The organism is Akkermansia sp. N21169, assembly GCF_029854675.1.
Taxonomy (GTDB): domain Bacteria; phylum Verrucomicrobiota; class Verrucomicrobiia; order Verrucomicrobiales; family Akkermansiaceae; genus Akkermansia.
Genome location: NZ_JARWNC010000029.1, coordinates 46,807 through 65,924 on the forward strand (window position 1 = coordinate 46,807; position 19,118 = coordinate 65,924).

The 19,118-nt window shown below is 51.2% G+C and carries 15 protein-coding genes; 8 read left to right on the plus strand and 7 right to left on the minus strand.

Features of this window, described 5'->3' with window-relative positions; genetic code table 11:
- Window positions 1-17: 17 nt before the first annotated feature.
- Window positions 18-569 (minus strand): GNAT family N-acetyltransferase, encoded by a 552-nt coding sequence (locus QET40_RS02600; RefSeq protein ID WP_280125617.1) that lies wholly within the window; start codon window positions 567-569, stop codon window positions 18-20.
- 14 nt (window positions 570-583) lie between these two features.
- Window positions 584-1,510, minus strand: coding sequence for a metalloregulator ArsR/SmtB family transcription factor (locus tag QET40_RS02605; RefSeq protein WP_280125618.1), 927 nt, complete (start codon window positions 1,508-1,510; stop codon window positions 584-586).
- Window positions 1,511-1,547: 37 nt separating this feature from the next.
- Here QET40_RS02605 and metK point away from each other — a divergent pair, with 37 nt between their 5' ends.
- The 3 genes from metK to QET40_RS02620 all read left to right on the plus strand — a co-directional run bounded on the left by metK (window position 1,548) and on the right by QET40_RS02620 (window position 5,350).
- Window positions 1,548-2,726 (plus strand): methionine adenosyltransferase, encoded by a 1,179-nt coding sequence (gene metK, locus QET40_RS02610; protein WP_280125619.1) that lies wholly within the window; start codon window positions 1,548-1,550, stop codon window positions 2,724-2,726.
- 30 nt (window positions 2,727-2,756) lie between these two features.
- Window positions 2,757-4,172, plus strand: a complete 1,416-nt coding sequence (gene ahcY / locus QET40_RS02615; protein WP_280125620.1) for an adenosylhomocysteinase — start codon at window positions 2,757-2,759, stop codon at window positions 4,170-4,172.
- Window positions 4,173-4,312: 140 nt separating this feature from the next.
- Window positions 4,313-5,350, plus strand: a complete 1,038-nt coding sequence (locus QET40_RS02620) for a low specificity L-threonine aldolase (RefSeq protein ID WP_280125621.1) — start codon at window positions 4,313-4,315, stop codon at window positions 5,348-5,350.
- Between the two features lie 26 nt (window positions 5,351-5,376).
- Here the strand turns inward: QET40_RS02620 and QET40_RS02625 are convergent, their stop codons facing one another.
- Both QET40_RS02625 and QET40_RS02630 read right to left on the minus strand, forming a co-directional pair.
- Window positions 5,377-6,759, minus strand: coding sequence for a sulfatase-like hydrolase/transferase (locus QET40_RS02625; protein ID WP_280125622.1), 1,383 nt, complete (start codon window positions 6,757-6,759; stop codon window positions 5,377-5,379).
- On the minus strand, window positions 6,756-8,828 hold the full coding sequence (locus QET40_RS02630; protein ID WP_280125623.1) for a glycoside hydrolase family 2 TIM barrel-domain containing protein: 2,073 nt from the start codon (window positions 8,826-8,828) through the stop codon (window positions 6,756-6,758). Before QET40_RS02630 ends, QET40_RS02625 begins: the two co-directional genes overlap by 4 nt.
- Window positions 8,829-8,997: 169 nt before the next feature.
- Here QET40_RS02630 and QET40_RS02635 point away from each other — a divergent pair, with 169 nt between their 5' ends.
- The 3 genes from QET40_RS02635 to QET40_RS02645 all read left to right on the plus strand — a co-directional run bounded on the left by QET40_RS02635 (window position 8,998) and on the right by QET40_RS02645 (window position 15,320).
- The gene (locus QET40_RS02635; RefSeq protein ID WP_280125624.1) at window positions 8,998-9,720 is read left to right on the plus strand and encodes a GDSL-type esterase/lipase family protein; all 723 of its coding nucleotides are present in this window, start codon (window positions 8,998-9,000) and stop codon (window positions 9,718-9,720) included.
- 18 nt (window positions 9,721-9,738) lie between these two features.
- Entirely contained in the window at window positions 9,739-13,683 is a 3,945-nt protein-coding gene (locus tag QET40_RS02640; RefSeq protein ID WP_280125625.1) for a glycoside hydrolase family 2 TIM barrel-domain containing protein, read from the plus strand.
- 140 nt (window positions 13,684-13,823) lie between these two features.
- Window positions 13,824-15,320, plus strand: a complete 1,497-nt coding sequence (locus tag QET40_RS02645; RefSeq protein ID WP_280125626.1) for a beta-N-acetylhexosaminidase — start codon at window positions 13,824-13,826, stop codon at window positions 15,318-15,320.
- A 436-nt stretch (window positions 15,321-15,756) separates the two neighbouring features.
- Here the strand turns inward: QET40_RS02645 and QET40_RS02650 are convergent, their stop codons facing one another.
- A complete protein-coding gene (locus QET40_RS02650; RefSeq protein WP_280125627.1) occupies window positions 15,757-16,803 on the minus strand; it encodes a hypothetical protein in 1,047 nt (348 codons plus the stop codon).
- Between the two features lie 319 nt (window positions 16,804-17,122).
- Here QET40_RS02650 and QET40_RS02655 point away from each other — a divergent pair, with 319 nt between their 5' ends.
- Window positions 17,123-17,590, plus strand: coding sequence for a hypothetical protein (locus QET40_RS02655; RefSeq protein WP_280125628.1), 468 nt, complete (start codon window positions 17,123-17,125; stop codon window positions 17,588-17,590).
- 7 nt (window positions 17,591-17,597) lie between these two features.
- Window positions 17,598-18,092 carry a hypothetical protein gene (locus QET40_RS02660; protein ID WP_280125629.1) on the plus strand — a complete coding sequence of 165 codons (495 nt, stop codon included), beginning with the start codon at window positions 17,598-17,600 and terminating at the stop codon, window positions 18,090-18,092.
- A 4-nt stretch (window positions 18,093-18,096) separates the two neighbouring features.
- Here QET40_RS02660 and QET40_RS02665 read toward each other — a convergent pair whose 3' ends face one another.
- Together QET40_RS02665 and QET40_RS02670 are read right to left on the minus strand one after the other, a co-directional pair.
- A complete protein-coding gene (locus QET40_RS02665) occupies window positions 18,097-18,348 on the minus strand; it encodes a hypothetical protein (RefSeq protein ID WP_280125630.1) in 252 nt (83 codons plus the stop codon).
- Window positions 18,349-18,453: 105 nt separating this feature from the next.
- The gene (locus QET40_RS02670) at window positions 18,454-19,017 is read right to left on the minus strand and encodes a hypothetical protein (RefSeq protein WP_280125631.1); all 564 of its coding nucleotides are present in this window, start codon (window positions 19,015-19,017) and stop codon (window positions 18,454-18,456) included.
- Between the last annotated feature and the right edge of the window lie 101 nt (window positions 19,018-19,118).

Here is a 19,118-nt window from a genome sequence, read left to right on the forward strand (position 1 = left end):
ACTAGCACGCAAAAGACCTACCATCCCAGAAGCGTTTTGTCGGCACGGTACAAAACGTGACGCAGCAGAGGATGGCTGGCAGGGACATTGGGATGGTCGAACTCACCCACCTTCTCCATGCCGGCTCTTTCCATCACCCGACTGGATCTCATGTTCGGCAACGCCGTGAAGGAATAGACCTCCGGCAGATTCAACTCGCACAAAGCATACTTCAAACAGGCGGATGCCGCCTCCGTCGCGTATCCATGCCCCCAGGCTTCAGGAATCAGCCGCCAGCCAATCTCCACACAGGGAGCAAAGGGGGCATCAAAGGTCACGCGATGCAGGCCAAGAAGGCCAATGAGTCGGTGATCCTCTTTTCGTTCCAGCGCGTAGAGCCCGTAACCGGATTCCCGGTGCTCGGCGAGGATGCGGGCAAGGGTGGTGAGGGATTCCTCCATCGACAGGGGAGCCAGGAAGTAGCGCATGACTTCGGCATTGGCATTCATGGCGGCAAATGCCGGAAAGTCCTCCGGCTTCCATGTGCGGAGGATCAGGCGCTCGGTCTCAACGATGGTCGTGGTGTTCATGGCGGGAAATTGCTTCATTTGCTTTTGGGTTTCCAGGCGACTCCCATGAGGGTTTGGAAGAAGGGGGCTTCGGCTTCCTTGTCTACGATGTCGGTGAACACGTGGCTGAATCCTGCTTCCCTGAGCATGGATTCCATCTGCGCCTCGCTGAAGCCCAGCCAGGTATCGGCATAGAGGTCGCGGACTTTCTCAACGTTGTGGCGGAGGAGGTCGAGAATCAGAAGACAGCCGCCCGGCTTTAAAATCGTCCAGGCGCTTTGCAGAGCCTTCATCGGGTTGCGGGCATGGTGCAAAGCCTGGCTCAACATGGCGAGATCCACCGTACCGGGATCGATGGGCGGATCTTCAATATCGCCGAGGCGATACTCCAGATTGGTCAACCCGTGTTCCCGGGCCATTTGCATCCCCAGTTCAACCATGCCGGGCGAATTGTCTACCGCAATCACCTGGCGGGCACGCGGGGAAAGAAGCTGGGATACAAAGCCCTCGCCAGCCCCCAGATCGGCAATCACCTCGTAGTTCATAATGCGAAGCAATCCCCCGGCCAGCGCCTTCCAGGAACGTCCCGGCGCATAGTTGCGTCCGAAACGCCCGACGACATCGTCGAAGTAGGAACGCATCTTGTCCTTACGCTTCTCCAAAATGAAATGCAGAGCCTTGCGATCCTGTTCCACATCCGGCAATTCTTCACAGGCCTTCGCAGCGACCCCGCGCAGGCTCTCGTCGAGACAGGAGACGTAGAACACATTTTTCCCCGTACGGGAATCTGCGACAAGGCCCTCCTTCTTCAGTTGGGCAAGCTGCGTCGAAATGCGGCTTTGCCCCATATTCAAGACTTCCTGAAGTTCCGCTACGCTGAGCGACTCACCGTCCAGGACATTGAGAATGCGCAGACGTGTCGGGTCTGTCAGCAGCTTGAGCGATTTCAGGATTGACTTCATGGAAAATTAATATATCAACGCATCACGATTTAACGATATGAAGACACCCCACATTTTTACCTCGGAATCCGTCGGCGAAGGACATCCGGACAAGGTGGCCGATTACATTTCGGACTCCATCCTTGACGCCTGCCTGGAGCAGGACAAGTACAGCCGGGTGGCCTGCGAGACGCTTGTGAAGAGCAACATGGTTGTCGTCGCCGGTGAAATTAGCACGAAGGCGGCGATCAATCCAGAAAAGATTGCCCGTCAGGCTATTCGGGAGATCGGCTATTGCTGTCCGAAAGACGATGATGTGTTCAATGCGGATACGGTGTTTTTCATGAATATGCTGACCGAACAATCCCCGGACATTGCCCAGGGAGTAGATGCCAGCCATGCGGAAGGCAAAGGCCATGCGGAACAGGGCGCCGGAGACCAGGGAATCATGTTCGGCTATGCGACAAATGAAACACCCGAGTTCCTGCCCGCTCCCATCGTGTTCTCTCACAAGCTGCTTATCGAACTGGCCCGCAGGCGCAAATCCGGCGAAGTATCCTGGCTGCGTCCTGACTGCAAGTCCCAGGTAGCAGTCGCGTACAACGAGGAAGGCCACCCTGTCCACATCAACAATGTTGTCATCTCCACCCAGCATACGGAAGACGTGGATCATGCCACGATCCGCAAATATTGCATCGACCTGATCCGGGACGTTCTGCCGGCAGTGCTTCTGGACGAACAAACGGAATATTTCATCAACCCCACCGGTAAATTCGTCATCGGCGGCCCCCATGGCGACACCGGACTGACCGGCCGTAAAATTATCGTGGATACCTACGGCGGCCTCGGCCGCCACGGCGGCGGCGCTTTTTCCGGCAAAGATCCTTCGAAAGTAGACCGTTCAGCCGCCTATATGTGCCGCTGGGTCGCCAAGCATGTCGTCGCAGCCGGACTCGCCGACCGTTGCGAGCTCCAGGTTGCCTATGCCATCGGCTACCCATCCCCCGTTTCCATTCGTGTCGATACATTCGGCACGGGCCGCGTCAGCGAAACAGCTATCGAAACCGCGCTGGAAACCGTCTTCTCCTTCAAGCCCGCAGATATGATCAGCCAGCTTGATCTGCTCCGCCCGCTTTACCGTCAAACAACCCATTACGGACATTTCACCAAGGGAGACCTCCCGTGGGAAACCCTCGACGACGCACGCCTGTCAAAACTCCGCTCCCTGCTGGGATAATCCACTTTTCCATTCAATCCTCTAACGCCCATGTTTTCAGAAACCGACACCTACAAAGTCCGCGACATAACCCAGGCCGACTTCGGTCGTAAGGAAATCGATATCGCCGAACACGAAATGCCCGGCCTGATGGCCATCCGAGAAAAATACGCCGCAGAACAACCCCTGAAAGGAGTCCGTATCACCGGCTCCCTTCACATGACCATCCAGACGGCCGTCCTCATTGAAACGCTCGTCGCCCTCGGAGCAACCGTCCGCTGGGCAAGCTGCAATATCTTCTCCACGCAAGACCATGCCGCCGCCGCCATCGCCGCAGACGGCACGCCCGTCTTCGCCTGGAAGGGAGAGAGCCTGGAAGAATACTGGGAATGTACCTGGAAGGCTCTCAGTCACGAAGGTGGCTTCGGCCCTCAGTTGATCGTCGATGACGGGGGAGACGCAACTCTTCTCCTGCACAAGGGTTACGAAATGGAAAACGGCTGCAGCTGGGTCGACTCCCCCCCGGCATCCAAGGAAGAAGAAGTCATCAAAAACCTCCTCAAGCACATCGCACAAGAACATCCCGGCATTTTCCACAAGTGGATGCCCGAAATCAAAGGTGTTTCCGAAGAAACGACGACGGGCGTTCACCGCCTGTACCAGATGCATGCCGCCGGCAAGCTTCTCTTCCCCGCCATCAATGTCAACGACTCGGTAACCAAATCCAAGTTCGACAACCTGTACGGATGCCGGGAATCCCTCGTGGACGGCATCAAACGCGCCACGGACGTCATGCTGGCAGGCAAGGTCGCCGTCGTGTGCGGTTATGGAGATGTCGGCAAGGGATGCGCCCAGGCCTTGCGCGGTCTCGGCACCCAGGTCATCGTCACGGAAGTGGATCCGATCTGCGCACTGCAGGCAGCCATGGAAGGCTACCGCGTGCTGACCGTGGAAGACACCCTGGGATGGGCCGATCTCTATGTCACAACCACGGGCAACTGCCACATTATCCGTATTGAGCACATGGCAAAGATGAAAGACCAGGCCATCGTCTGCAATATCGGACACTTCGACAATGAAATCGAAGTCGCCAAACTGGAAGGGTTCCCCGGCATTCAAAAACTCAATATCAAGCCTCAAGTCGACCGGTTCACCTTCCCGGACGGACATTCCATCTATCTGCTGGCCGAAGGTCGTCTCGTCAACCTCGGTTGCGCCACCGGCCATCCCAGTTTCGTGATGTCCAACAGCTTCACCAATCAGGTTCTCGCCCAGATTGATCTCTGGAAAAACCGTGAAAACCGTTCCGTCTCTGTTGAAGTCCTACCCAAGTTGCTTGATGAAGAAGTCGCCCGTCTGCACCTTGAAAAAATCGGTTGTAAACTGACGACGCTCTCCCAGGAACAAGCCGATTACATCGGTGTCAAGGTAGAGGGCCCTTACAAGCCCGAATTCTACCGTTACTAAGCACCCGGTTCTCCATCATCATCCAACGCCGCCTGTCCGAATCTCCGGATTGGCGGCGTTTTTACATCGGGCATATTCCTTTACTCGGACAGCAGGCAGGATTATGGTTCCCGCGTTTTTAAGAACGAAGGCAAAAGACAATGATTCTATTCAACTGTGACTACAGTGAAGGCGCCCATGCGGACATCCTCCGCAAGCTGGCAGAAACGAACATGGAGCAAACTGCCGGGTATGGAGAAGACCCCTATTGCGAAAAAGCACGCGACCTGATCGCCACTCTCTGCCACAGAGACGATCTGGACATCCATTTCCTCGTCGGAGGCACCCAGACCAACTTCACGACAATCGCGGCAGCACTGCGTCCCCACCAATGCGTCCTATGCTCGGATTCCGGGCATATCAATGTCCATGAATCGGGAGCCGTGGAATCATGTGGTCACAAAGTCTACGGGATCCCATCCCCGGACGGCAAGCTGACGGCACAACAAATCGACGAGGCCTGGCATGCCCACTGGGACGACGAAACCCACGAGCATATGCCCCAACCCAAGATGGTTTATATTTCCTTCCCGACCGAGTTGGGTACCATTTATTCCCGCCGGGAATTGCAGGAAATTTCGGATATGTGCCGCTACCGAAACCTCTATCTGTACATCGACGGAGCCCGACTGGGGTATGGCCTCTGCGACAAAGACTCCGACCTGGATCTTCCCATGATCGCTTCACTCTGCGATGCCTTCTACATCGGCGGCACGAAGGTCGGCGCCTTATTCGGAGAAGCGCTCATCCTGCGCAACGATGATCTCAAAACCGACTTTCGCTATATCATCAAGCAAAAGGGAGGAAGGCTCGCCAAAGGCAGATTGCTCGGCATCCAGTTTCTGGAGCTTTTCCGCGACGGACTTTACTTCCGCCTGGCAACACACGCCAATCGCCTCGCCGTCATGATCCGCGATGCCTGCCGTGCCAAGGGATTGCCGATTCCCGTCTCCAGCGGTACGAACCAACAATTTATCACGATGCCGGATGAAGTTCTTGATGAACTGCGAAAGAAGTACGGATTCGCCTATCTACGCCGCGAGGATGCCGCACACAGTACCGTCCGGTTCTGTACAAGCTGGGCTACCCGCGAGGAAGACGTCCTGGAGCTGCTTGCGGATATTGACCGCTTGTGTTGACAGGGATTCCCCTGCGCCCGGTTCTATCATTCAGGCTGACGCCCCGGTTTGGCCTTGTCATACTGCTTCATGAGACTGGCGGACCAACTGACGGCATCGGGATAACGGCATGGAGGAGTCGTCATCAAGTATGAGCCCAGTTTATCGGCCAGCGGCGCCGCATTTCGGAGGCATGCCGGAAACAGATTTTTCATCTCCGTCCTGTCCTGATCAATATCATACAACTCCGGAAGACGGTTCGGGACAAGCAGGTATTTGAGGTTGCCACGGAGAATAGCGGACGTATAATCCGTACACCAGTAAAGAGTTCTGGAAATTTTACTATCAGCTGATTTCAGCATGGGCATCATATCCTGTCCGTCCAGTCCTTCCGGGATGGCAACGCCATTCAATTTGAGCAAGGTTGGCAAAAAATCCACTGTCGATATCACCTGGCCACACACAAATCCCGGACGGACACGTTCATCGTTCGGAAAACGGATAATCATGGGCACTCGCACTCCGCCTTCATAATGAAGTCTCTTTTCCCCTTTGAACGGTGCGTTACACGCAGGGCCATCGGGAGCCCCCCCATTGTCGGATAAAAAAACCACCATGGTATCGCGCGATTTTCCCGCTTCGTCCAAAGCTTTCAGAATTCTGCCTACCGCCTTGTCCATCCCATGAACAACGGCGGCATACTTCCGGCGAACAGGATCGGATATCCCTCGAACCACCTCCAAATCCTCGCGCTTCGCCTCGTAGGGCGTATGGGGAGCATTGAAGGAAACAAACAGGAAAAAGGGATTGTCCCGGTTTTTGTGTTTTTCGATAAACCGGATACTTTCGCGGGCAATATCGTCCGTCAAATAACGAACCTGCGTATCGCTCGAGACATTCGAAACAATTGCCGACGGATTTAATCCTCCAACCTCTTTTTTCTGAGGAAAATAATGACGGGAACCTCCCAGAAACCCCCACCAGGTATCAAACCCGCGATCCACCGGCGTCTGTCCTTCAGCATGTCCCAAATGCCATTTGCCGATCACGGCACAAGCGTAGCCGAGAGGCCGGAGATATTCCGGGAAGCACTTCTCCGACTTCGGCAATCCATAATGAGAATCGGCCAGATAATTCATCTTGACGTTCGGATTGGTTGTAATACCGAACCTTTTGGGAAACCTTCCCGTCAACATGCCCATACGGGACGGAGCGCACATCGGAGCCGTTACGTAAGCCCGGGAGCAAAAGACACCGTCACGCGCCAGGGAATCGATATGGGGAGTCGGGATTTGCCGGGATCCCGTGCAACCCAAATCGCCATATCCAAGGTCATCCGCCATGATAACCACGAAATTGGGCCCCGCAGCCATCGCCTGGAACGACAGCAGCAGCAAAATCACCATCTGAATACCAAAATTCATCTTCATTTTTTCACATCTCCGTCATTGTTTCCTTTCGAATCAGGCTGGTATATCCATTCGGCTTCATCCCTGTGGAGCTGGCCCTTGTCATCTTTCGAGATGACCTTCACCACGTTCCTTCCACGTTTGAGAGCAACGGGAGGAGTGGCGAAACCGTTACGGCAGTAAGAGGAAACACCGGGAACTTCCTTTTCATTGAGGAAAACCTTGTTGTTTTTCATGTTGGAATAGAAACGGATGGCCACTTTTTCATCAGAAGTGGGAGTTGCACGCTTCTCCTGAAGATGAAGGACGGGGATGTCATCCCGCCAATTGGCCTTGTAGAAGTAGAAAGCATCCTTGGGAACCTTGCGATCAAATGTCACCAGCCCCTTGTCATTAATACCGGGGCGGTCCCCCTCGTCACGCCAGACACTTGCAAAGTCAAACATGTTCCAAAGGAAAGTTCCCCAAGTCGTTTCCCTGGAAGCAATCTTGTCCCAGAGGATTTCATGAGAACGGGACTGCCACTCCTCCGGATGCCATTTGCCTCCGGCCTTGGGAGCCTTGGAAATGTTGCGGTCATGATGCTTGATGGAGGCGCCGCTACCATATTCGCTGATAGCGACAGGTGTATTGGGATAGCTTTTATGCAATGAATCGATCGCTCCACCCATGCCTTCCGGCCCCCCGCCATACCATCCGGGATAGGTATTCAGAGCCAGCAGATCGGCAATAGAGCAGAGATCCTTGTTGCCCGGCCTGTTAACGGCCACAACCGTCTTGCGATACGGATCTTCCTTGTGGGCAAGAGCATTCAATTCGCGAAGAAGAGGCAGGGGATCATCCGTACTGCGATGGAGCAGTTCATTGCTCAATCCCCAGACGACAATCGAAGAATGGTTGCCGAGCTGGCGGATCATCTCCATGAGCTGCTGCTTGGTCGTCTCCTCAACCGCAGGGTCTTTCGGCTTGCCAACGGAATCGACAAAGGGAATTTCCTCCCAAAGGATCACGCCTTCGGCATCGCACATGGCAATTAACTTCGGATCATGAGGATAGTGGGCCAGGCGAATGGCGTTGGCTCCCATTTCCAGAATGAGATCCAGATCGCGTCTGTGTTCCTTTTCCGTCAAAGCCCACCCTTTGCCCTCCCAGTCCTGATGACGGCAGACACCTTTGATTTTCAGCGCTTTCCCATTCAAAGAAAACCCCTTGTCCGGATCAAAAGAGACAGAGCGGAACCCGATGGGATAACTGAGGAGGGTACTGTTGTCACCGGAGGAAAGACGGACATCCAGCTTGTACAAATAGGGATCTTCCCGACCCTGCCAAAGATGAGGGGAGGGCACCGTCATGTCGACTTGATGCTCGCTTTCCCCCGGAGTCAGGCGGATGGGTTTACTTGCCTTCAGTATGGATTTTCCTTGAGCATCGTACAAAGCTATTTCCAAAGTTCCCTCTCCTCCGTCCGGCAGGGCACTATCCACCGTCACAGACACGCCAAGATCGGCAGACTCGTTGGAGACATTGTGCTGGGTGATCCTGACTCCGTCTGTACCATTGGCAATCGGGGAAATACAGACAGGATCGCGTTCGATCAACTCCACATTGCGGTACATGCCTCCGTAGACCGGAAAATCGCCGCTGATCGGCAAAATCTCCCGTCGTAGCGAGTTATCCGCCCGTACTTCCAGCACATTACCGGCACCGGGCTTGAGTTTCCCCGTCAACTCTGTCCCAAATGAAGTAAAAGCTCCTTTGTGCTCTGCCAGCTTCTCGCCGTTGAGATAGACCTCCGCAAAGTTGGAAACAGCACCGAACCTGACAAAAACGCGCTTCCCGTCAAATCGGGCAGTATCCGGCAATTTGATGCGGTACGTGCCAGGCCCACGGTAATAGCCGAAATCTTTGTTGTTCTCCTTTCCTCCGCCCTTCTGGGCATCCTGAGCGTTCCAGCAGTGGGGCACAGTAACCTGTTTCCATTCTGCCTGGGGATCATCAGGAGATGTTTTCGTAAAAATCCAGTTGGACAAGGTCATTCCTTGAGCGGCCAAAGCCGTCAAGAACGAACCAATAAAAAGAGACCATTTCATGGGAACAATTGGGACGTTAAATGAACGATATAATATATCCATCCGCAAAACAACCGCTTTTTTTCTCGCAATTACCTGGGAAAAAGCGAAAAAGGCGATCGTTTTCGCAAGAAGAACCTTTTCTCCTCCGTATTCTGTGTACTGAAATATTCCAATTCAATTCCATCCTATGAGAAAATTTATTCTGTCTGCCGTCCTGTTTCTGGGATGTTCTCTGTCCGTAGCAACCGCCCAGGCATCGCCCATTGATCCCGAAACCAAGAGCCAGCAAGCCTGGTGGAAAAACAGGTATGAAGACCAAGTCAAAGCCTTGAAGGAACAGCCCTGCGACATTCTGTTCCTAGGGGACTCTATCACCGACTACTGGGCAACGACCGGGAAAAAAGTATGGGACTCTGCCTGGGTGCCGCTCAAGGCTCTCAACTTCGGAATTTCCGGAGACAAGACGGGAAACCTGATCTGGCGCATTGATGACTCCAAACTGCCGACATTGAGTGATCCCAAAGTATGCGTCGTCATGATCGGCACCAACAATACTGGACATTACAAATGTGGCGAAGCTCCGGAAAAAACGGCCATAGGCGTTTTGACCGTCGTCCAAAGGCTCCTGCTCCGTTATCCGGATACTCAAGTCGTCCTCTTGGCCATTTTCCCGCGAGGAGCTACGCCGCAAGATCCCATGCGTATCCATAACGATAAAATCAACAAAATTCTGGCAGCAACACGTCTTCCGCGAATGCACTTTGTCGATATCAACAAAAAATTCCTGGATCCGCACGGACAGTTCCTGCCCGGCGTTACCAGAGACCAACTCCACCCCACGGAAAAAGGCTACCAGATCTGGGCATCCTCCCTCCTGCCTACCGTCAAAAAAATCCTCACTCAACAATAATCCCCACATTGTCCCCTCATGCAAAACTTCACTTCTCCCTCCGCCACGCATCCCGGCTGGATTGCTCCGTCTCTGATATGCGTCCTGTTCTCAGCCACGGCCATGGCCTCCGTGCCCGATTGGGAAAATGCTGCCGTGACCGGCATCAACAAGGAACAGCCGCGCTCCTACTCCCTCCCCCGCGCCGATAAAACCAAGTCCCTAAACGGCAAGTGGAAGTTTCAATTTTCCATGACGCCCGACGAACGTCCGGTCCACTTCTACGAAACCGGCTTCGACGTAGGATCATGGGCCGATCTGCAAGTGCCCTCCAACTGGCAACTTGCCGGCTATGGATCCGCCCTCTACACCAATGTCCGCTATCCCTTCAAATCGGATGCTCCCCGCGTGATGGGTGAACCGCCAAAAGATTGGACCGCCTACAAGGAACGTAATTCCGTCGGTTCCTACCGTCGCGATTTCAACCTTCCGGCCTCCTGGAAAAATGACCGTGTCATGGTGCGTTTTGACGGCGTCGAGTCTGCCTTCTACGTCTGGGTCAATGGGAGGAAAGTCGGGTATTCCCAGGATTCCTATACGGGAGGGGAATTCGATATCACTCCCTATGTTGTACCGGGCAAAAATACCATCGCCGTGGAAGTGTACCGCTGGAGCGACGGTTCCTATCTGGAAGACCAGGACTTCATGCGCCTCTCCGGCATTTTCCGCGACGTTACCCTTTTCGCTCAACCCCAGGTCCACGTTCGCGATGTTTTTTTCAAAACCGGGCTGAAGTCTCCGGACTACACCACCGGTACGCTGGAAACAAGCGTCACTGTCCGTAATTCCAGTGACCAGAATATCCCCGCTGGAGGCAAATTCTCCTTCTCTCTCACCGGGTTAAACACAAGTATGAGCTGGGATGGCCCTCATGGGACGCGAACAATCAAAACGGTCAATAATCAGGATCTGGGCTCGGAATCCATCACGCTTCCGGCAATTCCCGCCGGCAAGGAAGTCACCATCACATTCAACAAGGAATACCCCGGTGTCAATGCCTGGTCAGCGGAAACCCCCAATCTCTACACAGCTACCTATTCCGTCAACGGTCAAGATCCCCGTTCAGTCAACATCGGGTTTCGATCCGTGGAAACTGCAGAAAACGGAGCTGTTCTCATCAACGGCAAGCCGGTCAAGTTCAAAGGTGTCAACAGGCACGAAACCCACCCCGACTACGGGCGGGCCATCCCACGTTCCGTCACCGAACAGGACATCCGCATCATCAAGGAAAACAACATCAACACCATCCGTACGTCTCACTATCCCAATCAACCGTACCTTTACGAATTGTGCGACCGCTACGGCATCTACGTCATGGACGAGGCCAACAACGAGTCCCACGGAGACCAGTCCATTTCCAACAAGCCGGCCTGGGAAAAACCGATTGTGGAACGCGTCATGAACATGGTGCACCGCGACAAAAACCACCCCTCCATCGTTTTCTGGTCGATGGGCAACGAGGCCGGAGGCGGCAACAATTACAAGGCTGCCGCCAAAGCCGCACGCGATTACGACAACAGCCGCAAGCTGCACTACTGCGAATTCCGGCATGGAGAACCTGCCGTCGATATGGACTCCATTATGTACCCGACCGTCGACCGCGTCGTCGGCTGGGGTAAAGAACAGACCAACCGCCCCTTTTTCGTCTGCGAATACGCCCACGCCATGGGCAATGCCCTCGGTAATTTCAAGGAATATATGGACGCCTTCGAAGCGTCTCCCCGCATGATCGGCGGCTGCATCTGGGACTTTGTCGACCAATCCCTCCATGCCAGGCGGGACAAGGACGGTATCTATCACCCGGCACCATTCAAAAGCAAAACGCTTGCCTACGGAGGAATGTTCGGCGACAAACCGAACGACGGTAATTTCTGTGATAACGGGGTCATCCTCGGCGACCGTAGCGCCACGGCCAAGCTCAAGGAAGTCAAGCACGTGTACCAGTACGCCGGATTCCGAACAGAAGGCAACAGCTTGACTATCACCAACAAATACTTCCACAAGAACCTCAAGGATGCCGTCCTGACAATCATCGTTCCGGAATTGCGCGGCACAGGGAAGAATGCCATCCAATTCATGCTGCCGGAGATGCAGTCCGGAGCCTCCGCCACGCTGGAACTTCCCTCCTTCCTGACGGCAGCGAACGGCCAGAAGTATCCCTTCCTGGCTCTGCTGTCTGAAAAACCCATTCTTCCGGAACTGGCCGCCACTTCACCCTCTCCGAAGAAGGCCGTACGCCGAATCGCCGGGAAGGATCAACCATTCGGGCAATCGGCAGATCTGACTCCGTCCCAGATTGAAACCGCCGTCAACAAGAGCGAAGCCTACCAGTATTTTGCCGGAGAAGCCCGCAAACCCGTCCCTGCCGTCAAGGCCGGCAAACAGGACACGCTGACATTCAACCCGGACGAAGGCACAGTCACGGGGAAGAATTTCAAGGCAGTATTCAAGGACGGCATGCTCTCCGGGCTTTCCTATGCCGGACGCGACATGATCCTGCCGGGATATCCCATCGCCCTTCAGGCCTATCGCGCTCCGGTCGACAACGACAAATGGATAGACGGTAAATGGAACAGGGGCAAACTCGCCAATCTCAAGAGCGAATGTATCAAAACGGAAATGAAACAGGTGAACCCCCAGCTCATCCAGGTCATTTCCGACATGAAGACTGTCAACAGCAATCCTTCCTTCACTTACCGGATGGTCTGGAATGTGCTGAGTTCCGGCGTCATCGACGTATCCGCACAAATCTATCCCTCTGCTGACGGCGAAGAACTGCCCCGCCTGGGCTTCTCCTTCGGGGCACCGGCCTCCTACGACACCGTTTCCTACCTCGGCCTCGGCCCGTGGGACAACTACAGAGACCGCAAAACATCTACATGGAGAGACACCTTCACCAAATCGGTAGACGATATGTTCTTCGCCTATTCCCGTCCGCAGGAAATGGGGAACAGAACCGGCGTCGAATGGCTCTCCATCGGAAACGGTCAAACTCCCGGACTAGTCATCGGCGCAGCATCGCCCAAGAACCCTATGGAAGCTTCCGTCTCCTACTACACGGCACAGGAACTCAATGCCGCACAGGCATTGGACAAATTGCCGCCCAAGGACAAAGTCATCGTCAATCTCGATGCCTTCCAGATGGGGCTCGGCGGAGCATCCTGCGGTCCGCGTCCGCTCATGGAATACCAGACATTCAGCAAACCGACAGCGTTCGGTTTCATCCTCGCCCCTGATCGTGCCCGACTGGATACGTTCCTGTCTCAAATGGGAGGAGCCGTCAACCCGCCCGTCATATCACGCGATTCATCGGGACTTGTTTCTCTGGAATCATCCACCCCGGAAGCCACCATGACCTATTCCATCGACAACGGCCCCGAGCAAACCTACACCCAGCCCTTCCCTCTGGAACAGGGCACGGTAACCGCCAAGGCGGCACACGGCAAAATTGAAGGGCTTTCCCCGGCTTCCACGCGAACATTCAATCGCGAAGTCATCCGGACAGGTTGGAAAATCCAGCAAGTCTCATCAGAAGAACCCGGTGAAGGCGTAGCCCAGCATGCCATCGACGGCAAACCCAACACGTTCTGGCACACGTCCTACACCAACGGACAGCCGGGATATCCCCACTCCATCGCCGTGGATATGGGCCGCAAGGAACGCTTCAAAGGATTCACGCTGACTCCCCGAGCCGATATGGACAACGGACTCGTCCAAAACTTCAGCTTCTACGTCTCCGACGACGGAGCTAACTGGAGGAAAGTCATGACGGGATCGCTTCCCTACAAAAACAGGCGGGCTCCGCAGCAGGTAATCCTCCCCCGTGTGGAAGAAGCCCGCTATTTCAGGCTGGATGCCATCAAACCCGTCCACGACGGACAACCCTGGGCCGCGATTGCGGAACTGAACATCATCCCGGAATAAGCCGCCTCCTCGGAAGGGCGCATCGTAACAGACATTTCACCCCGTGCCGGTATTCCGGCACGGGAAGATGTCGTGGCCGTTCAGCCGCATGAAAATGTTATTTGATTGCATCCATGAGCAAGAAAAATTAGAGTAGAATCATGAAATTTTTTGCAATTCCCTTGCTCGTCCTTTTTTCTGGCGTATTGATGGCGGCTCCCGGCTTCGATGAACGTCCATATATGGTTATTCCCGAACCTGCCGTGGTGCGCATGTCACAGGGGATTTGCTCCAAACCCGTTGTCCTAAAGACAAAAAAAGATGAATCACTGGGAGCGGAAGGCTATCGACTGACGGTTACTCCGCGAGGTGTTGCCATTGATGCCGGGGATAAGTCAGGATTGTTCTATGCCCGGAAAACGCTGGAGCAGCTGGAGTCTCAATATAAGGGAAAGAAAATCCCCTGCGGGGTGATCGAAGACAAGCCGCGCTTCGCATGGCGCAGCATGATGCTTGATTCGGCACGCCACTTTGTTCCTGTCGCCGACGTCAAAAAATTCATTGATGTCATGGCCGACTACAAGTTTAATAAACTCCATTTCCATCTGACGGACGACCAGGGCTGGCGGCTTCCGGTTCCGGGATATCCCAAATTGAAGGAAGTGGCATCGGTGCGTGAAGAAACCTTCGGCAACAAGATCCCGCATGGAGGCATGTACACCAAGCAGGAGCTGAAGGATCTGGTCAAATATGCTGCAGAGAGAAGCATTGAGATTATTCCTGAAATCGACCTTCCCGGACACAACCAGGCACTTTGTACGGCTTATCGAGACTTCCAGTGCTTCCCCGACCCGAATCTCAAGGTGAGAACCGATGCGGGCATTTCCAAGACACTGGTTTGCCCGGGCAACCCGGACGTACTGAAATTCTACGATGCTGTCTTCAAGGAACTCGCCGACATCTTCCCCTCCCAATATGTGCATCTCGGCGGAGATGAAGCACCCGAAGATAATTGGAAAAAGTGCCCCAGGTGCGCCGAATTCCGGGCCAGGGAGGGAATCAGCAATACTGGAGGGAAAAAGAAGACAAGCGCTTCACCTTCACCCGTTTCCCAGGCGGATTCTCTCAAGCAGACAGACATCAACAAGGAAGTCAGCCAGCAGATGTTCAGTTTCTTCAATAAAATGAACGCTTTGATTGCCAAGAGAGGCAAACGGGCCGTCTTCTGGTATGAACCCGCAGGTAAGTACCCCGACGGTTCCATAGCAACTGTCTGGCGCCACCATAATGCCAGGGACGTAGCCAAAACATCCGGTACGAACGTGGATGTAATCTATGCCCCCAATGGCATTTGCTACCTCGACTATCCCCAGCTGCCGGGAGACTGGCCGTCAGGACAGCCCGATACCGGCTGGATGCCCGTCAATACGCTCGAAAATGCCTATTCTCTTGATCCGGGCAAGGGATTGTCTCCGGATGAATTGAAGCGAGTCCGTGGAGTGGAATGCTGCCTCTGGAGCGAACGCATGCCGGATATCACCGCGTGTTCTACCAGGCCTATCCGCGTTGCCTTGCAACTGTTGAGGCTGGCTGGTCTCCCATGGAAGTCCGGGACATTGAACGCTTCAAGAAAAAAGTCGAGTTTCACAAAAAACTGATTTCGGAGAAATGGGGAATCCCTATGGACCGTCCGGAGAAAAAGTGACAGCCCTTCCATTTCACACTCCTCCAACCCGGCTCGGGCCTCCTTTCTTCAGGCAGTTCCTGCATTGAAATACGGAGTCACCACTTCTCCTCCACCATTGTTTTCTTCTTTATTTTACATAATCTATCCTCAAATTCTGTCCATACTTGAACCGTCATATTCGGAGGATCAACCGAAGAAGTTGATTGTGTGCTTGTCGCCTTCCTGGGGCAATTATCCTTCGAAATTTCGAAGATCCCCACTACCATATATCTTTAAATTTCATCATTCGGACGGACCCGTGTTATTTGATTGATCAGACAACCACGTACAAAGAACTACTCTGCCTTTGCCATCTTTAGAATAAAAATTGACAACAATAATATCGTGATACCCATGTCGAACTAAAACTACGGCAAATTGATGCGGTAAATTTCTATCGTTTGACCATCAGGAACGATAGCGCAATATCTATTCCCCAAAAATATATTGGATCTGGTTTTTAGTCGTTGTTCTGCTACTATTTCACCTGTTTTAACATCAATCAAAAGATGAACTAAATACGTTCCCGGAATTGCCACTTCCCAATTTCCCGTTCTACGGTAGAACCGCAGAGAGAGCAAGGTTCCATCCCGACTAAAAACAGGTTCAGCAGCGCTGGCAACCCATTCCCCCGGAAATGTCGGACAAGGGAGAGCATGTATAACTTCCAAATGATGAAAGTTTGTCAAATAAAAAGTATCGCCTCTCTCAATACATATATCATTCGTCACAGAATGATAGGTAAATACTCTCGGACGAAAATTTTTTTTAAGCTTCCATTCCTTAATCCTATTCCCCTGAGTATCCAAAATATCCAAAGTCGTATTTCCAGGATCATGCTGCCGATCATCATCATAAATTACTCTGTAACAATTTGTCCCTTCATCCACAAAGCCGATTAATTCATCATCTAATGTTTTTTTGCCTTTTTTATAAGGACCCGTGAATTGCCGAATCATCTTAATGTATGACGACGCTTTCTTGATATGTCCTTTTAATTCCGTAAATCCATCCGGAATCGCAACAGGTACAAGTGGAAGATATTTTCTTGTATAAAAATATGGAAGAAAACAAGCCAGGTAAATATATCTACCCTCATATGAAGTTGGCAAAGGCTCCTCCATCTTCACTCCAGAAATTGACCTGACCAGTTTGCCGGATTCCGTTTCATAAACATAGAGTGTATCCCCGGGCCAGGTTGCCAAACAGGAATCATCATCAGAAAATGAAATTTTAGTATTATCTTCATTTTCAGTAGCCTTCCTGTCACTGTAATCCTGCCATGAATACGAAGGGACTGCAATTGTTGTGATATGTTCCAGAACAGGCGGTTTCTTTTCCGGAGAATACATTATGCTCCCCAATAAAGAAGCAATAAAAATCACTGCAATGATGATGTAAATAATCTTTTTCATATCCTGAAAACTATCGCCAATTCTCCTTCTTCATCCAGCTTATACGCGGCGATTTGCACGTATCCTTTATAGATGAAATGCTCGCGCGATGTCAATGTGCTTCCATGGTATTCCAAGCGATCCGTGCGCTTTCCCATAAAATCATAGAAACAAACAACAGAATAGCCAGCATCCCTGGCACTGGCCTCAAACTTGTATTCCAGTATGGAGTGTGAGCCCATGTACAATAGTCACCCCGGACTGATTGATCGATAAATATAATGAAACTTCTCCCCTATCTTGACAAAACCCAAAATATTGCATATCCCTTCGATAAGGTATGAGAGAATCATTCGGTAAAATTATTTCTCTTTTTGTTCTGGGTGTAATTGTAGTTATGCTGAGCATCAGCTATCTGTTTGTCATAAAAAGAGGACCTGAAAGCCGAATTGATACAAGAAATGTGAATTTGGAATCTCGCTTTTCCTGCAGCCTCTTGAGCAAGCAATGGCGTCATGTGACAAATGGCTGTTCTCCACTGCATGTGACCATCATTACATATAAGAATGAAGATAAACATACCAGAAAACAAAAGTGCTTCGCCTATTTGGAAGAGGGAACTCCTTATCCGCGTTGTCGTGAGTTATTTGAAACACCCTGGATAACTTGTTCCAGAATGTATCTTGAGCAAGAAAATGATGCTACTATCAAGATCATGGTCGATGGGAAATTATATGTTCATGTAGATCCGATGATCTTTTATCCTGCTTATACATGGTCCTATTTGTGCTACCGGACTCAACCATAATCTGACTATGTTTTATAAATTATTCTTATACATCGAACTATTTCTAATTGCTTTTCTGCTTGCTCGCATCATCGCAGCACGCGGCCCTGTATTTTGGGATGACGGCAAGGAAGCCATTTCTCTTCCTTGTATGGAGACTCATATTGATAATATCATCCCATTGCAAGGACATGATATAATAGAAGACTATTATTCTATCATAATATCTCAAGGGAAAAACTTTTACACACCCTTACATCCGAATTATAAAAAATACACCACTCCATCCATTGATTACTCCTGCATCGTCAGACGTGATGATGAAAATAATTTACTCTACCGTGCCTATACATTTCCTGTTTCACTCGAAAACAAAAACAAGGAAATGAATTTTTTAGTCAATGATACATGGTTCATTATCATGCAAGGAAATAAGGAATACCTGAAAATCCGCAGAAAAAATGCACGTAAATATATATGGGAAAAATTTGATAACGAATGGATACGATTTCAGAGAGAATAACAATTTATATTAAATATAGATTGCACCATGTGATGCGATTACTGTTCGTTGTTTCTCCTAAGGGAAGTTTCATGGCTACTGTAATAGCTTCTTCCCAACGCTTATCGTCTTTCTCTTCTATCGTCCCCATTTTATTAAAATAAGGTCGTTTCCCTCGGCTGCTATTACCGTTATTTTCTGGATTCATCGCCATCAGTATTCCTCCTCCACAAATAAGCGCATTTATCGAGATTATACTTATATATTTATTTTTCATAATTCTACTAAAATTCATAACTCCCCTTCAAATTTTTTCCACGCTGGAGCAGTTTTCCTTCGAAATTTCGAAGATTCCTACTACCAGATATTTTTTAAATTTTCATCATTCGGACGAACCCATGTTATTTGATTGATCAGACAACCACGTACAAAGAACTACTCTGCCCTTGCCTTCTTTAGAATAAAAATTGACAACAATAATATCGTGATACCCATGTCGAACTAAAAAATCGATACTTCTTTTAAATTCCCATCCTCGCAGGAAGACAAAATCACCGGGATCGCATGATGTTTTAATATTTGGAAGAGACCATTGAGCCCCTTTCAGATCTTGGTATAGATGATTGTTTTCAATCGATACCGTTTTCTTCATTTCATGAATCTGCTCAAGAAGAAGAGATTCTTCTCTCTGCATATCCCTACTGTCAGGAAAATCAATGACAACGATATAAAGGTATTTAGGGTTGTCCGGATATTCGTCAATATTGAACCCTCCATTAAAACTTCTATAAACTTTATATGCCGTATTTTTGCAGAACCGATTATATAGAAGAGATTCAATGCAATTGTCGTCCTGATAATAGGGCAATATGTCCTCCACCCGACGATTAGTGGGGAAATAAGCAAACAACCAAGCAGCAATGCCTATGACGAGCAAAACAAGCATTGCAAATATTATGATGATTAATTTTATTCTTTTCATTTATTCTGACTGCGATCTAGAGCAAGACAGTGAGAATATGGGAGTACGAAAAACGTACAATCGTC

Coding starts and splice junctions, on each gene's coding strand:
- QET40_RS02600 (WP_280125617.1), bottom strand. CDS start 569: ATGAACACCACGACCATCGTTGAGACCGAGCGCCTGATCCTCCGCACA.
- QET40_RS02670 (WP_280125631.1), bottom strand. CDS start 19,017: ATGCTTGTTTTGCTCGTCATAGGCATTGCTGCTTGGTTGTTTGCTTAT.
- QET40_RS02625 (WP_280125622.1), bottom strand. CDS start 6,759: ATGAAGATGAATTTTGGTATTCAGATGGTGATTTTGCTGCTGCTGTCG.
- metK (WP_280125619.1), top strand. CDS start 1,548: ATGAAGACACCCCACATTTTTACCTCGGAATCCGTCGGCGAAGGACAT.
- QET40_RS02665 (WP_280125630.1), bottom strand. CDS start 18,348: ATGAAAAATAAATATATAAGTATAATCTCGATAAATGCGCTTATTTGT.
- QET40_RS02635 (WP_280125624.1), top strand. CDS start 8,998: ATGAGAAAATTTATTCTGTCTGCCGTCCTGTTTCTGGGATGTTCTCTG.
- QET40_RS02605 (WP_280125618.1), bottom strand. CDS start 1,510: ATGAAGTCAATCCTGAAATCGCTCAAGCTGCTGACAGACCCGACACGT.
- QET40_RS02655 (WP_280125628.1), top strand. CDS start 17,123: ATGAGAGAATCATTCGGTAAAATTATTTCTCTTTTTGTTCTGGGTGTA.
- QET40_RS02620 (WP_280125621.1), top strand. CDS start 4,313: ATGATTCTATTCAACTGTGACTACAGTGAAGGCGCCCATGCGGACATC.
- QET40_RS02630 (WP_280125623.1), bottom strand. CDS start 8,828: ATGAAATGGTCTCTTTTTATTGGTTCGTTCTTGACGGCTTTGGCCGCT.
- QET40_RS02645 (WP_280125626.1), top strand. CDS start 13,824: ATGAAATTTTTTGCAATTCCCTTGCTCGTCCTTTTTTCTGGCGTATTG.
- QET40_RS02660 (WP_280125629.1), top strand. CDS start 17,598: ATGTTTTATAAATTATTCTTATACATCGAACTATTTCTAATTGCTTTT.
- QET40_RS02650 (WP_280125627.1), bottom strand. CDS start 16,803: ATGAAAAAGATTATTTACATCATCATTGCAGTGATTTTTATTGCTTCT.
- ahcY (WP_280125620.1), top strand. CDS start 2,757: ATGTTTTCAGAAACCGACACCTACAAAGTCCGCGACATAACCCAGGCC.
- QET40_RS02640 (WP_280125625.1), top strand. CDS start 9,739: ATGCAAAACTTCACTTCTCCCTCCGCCACGCATCCCGGCTGGATTGCT.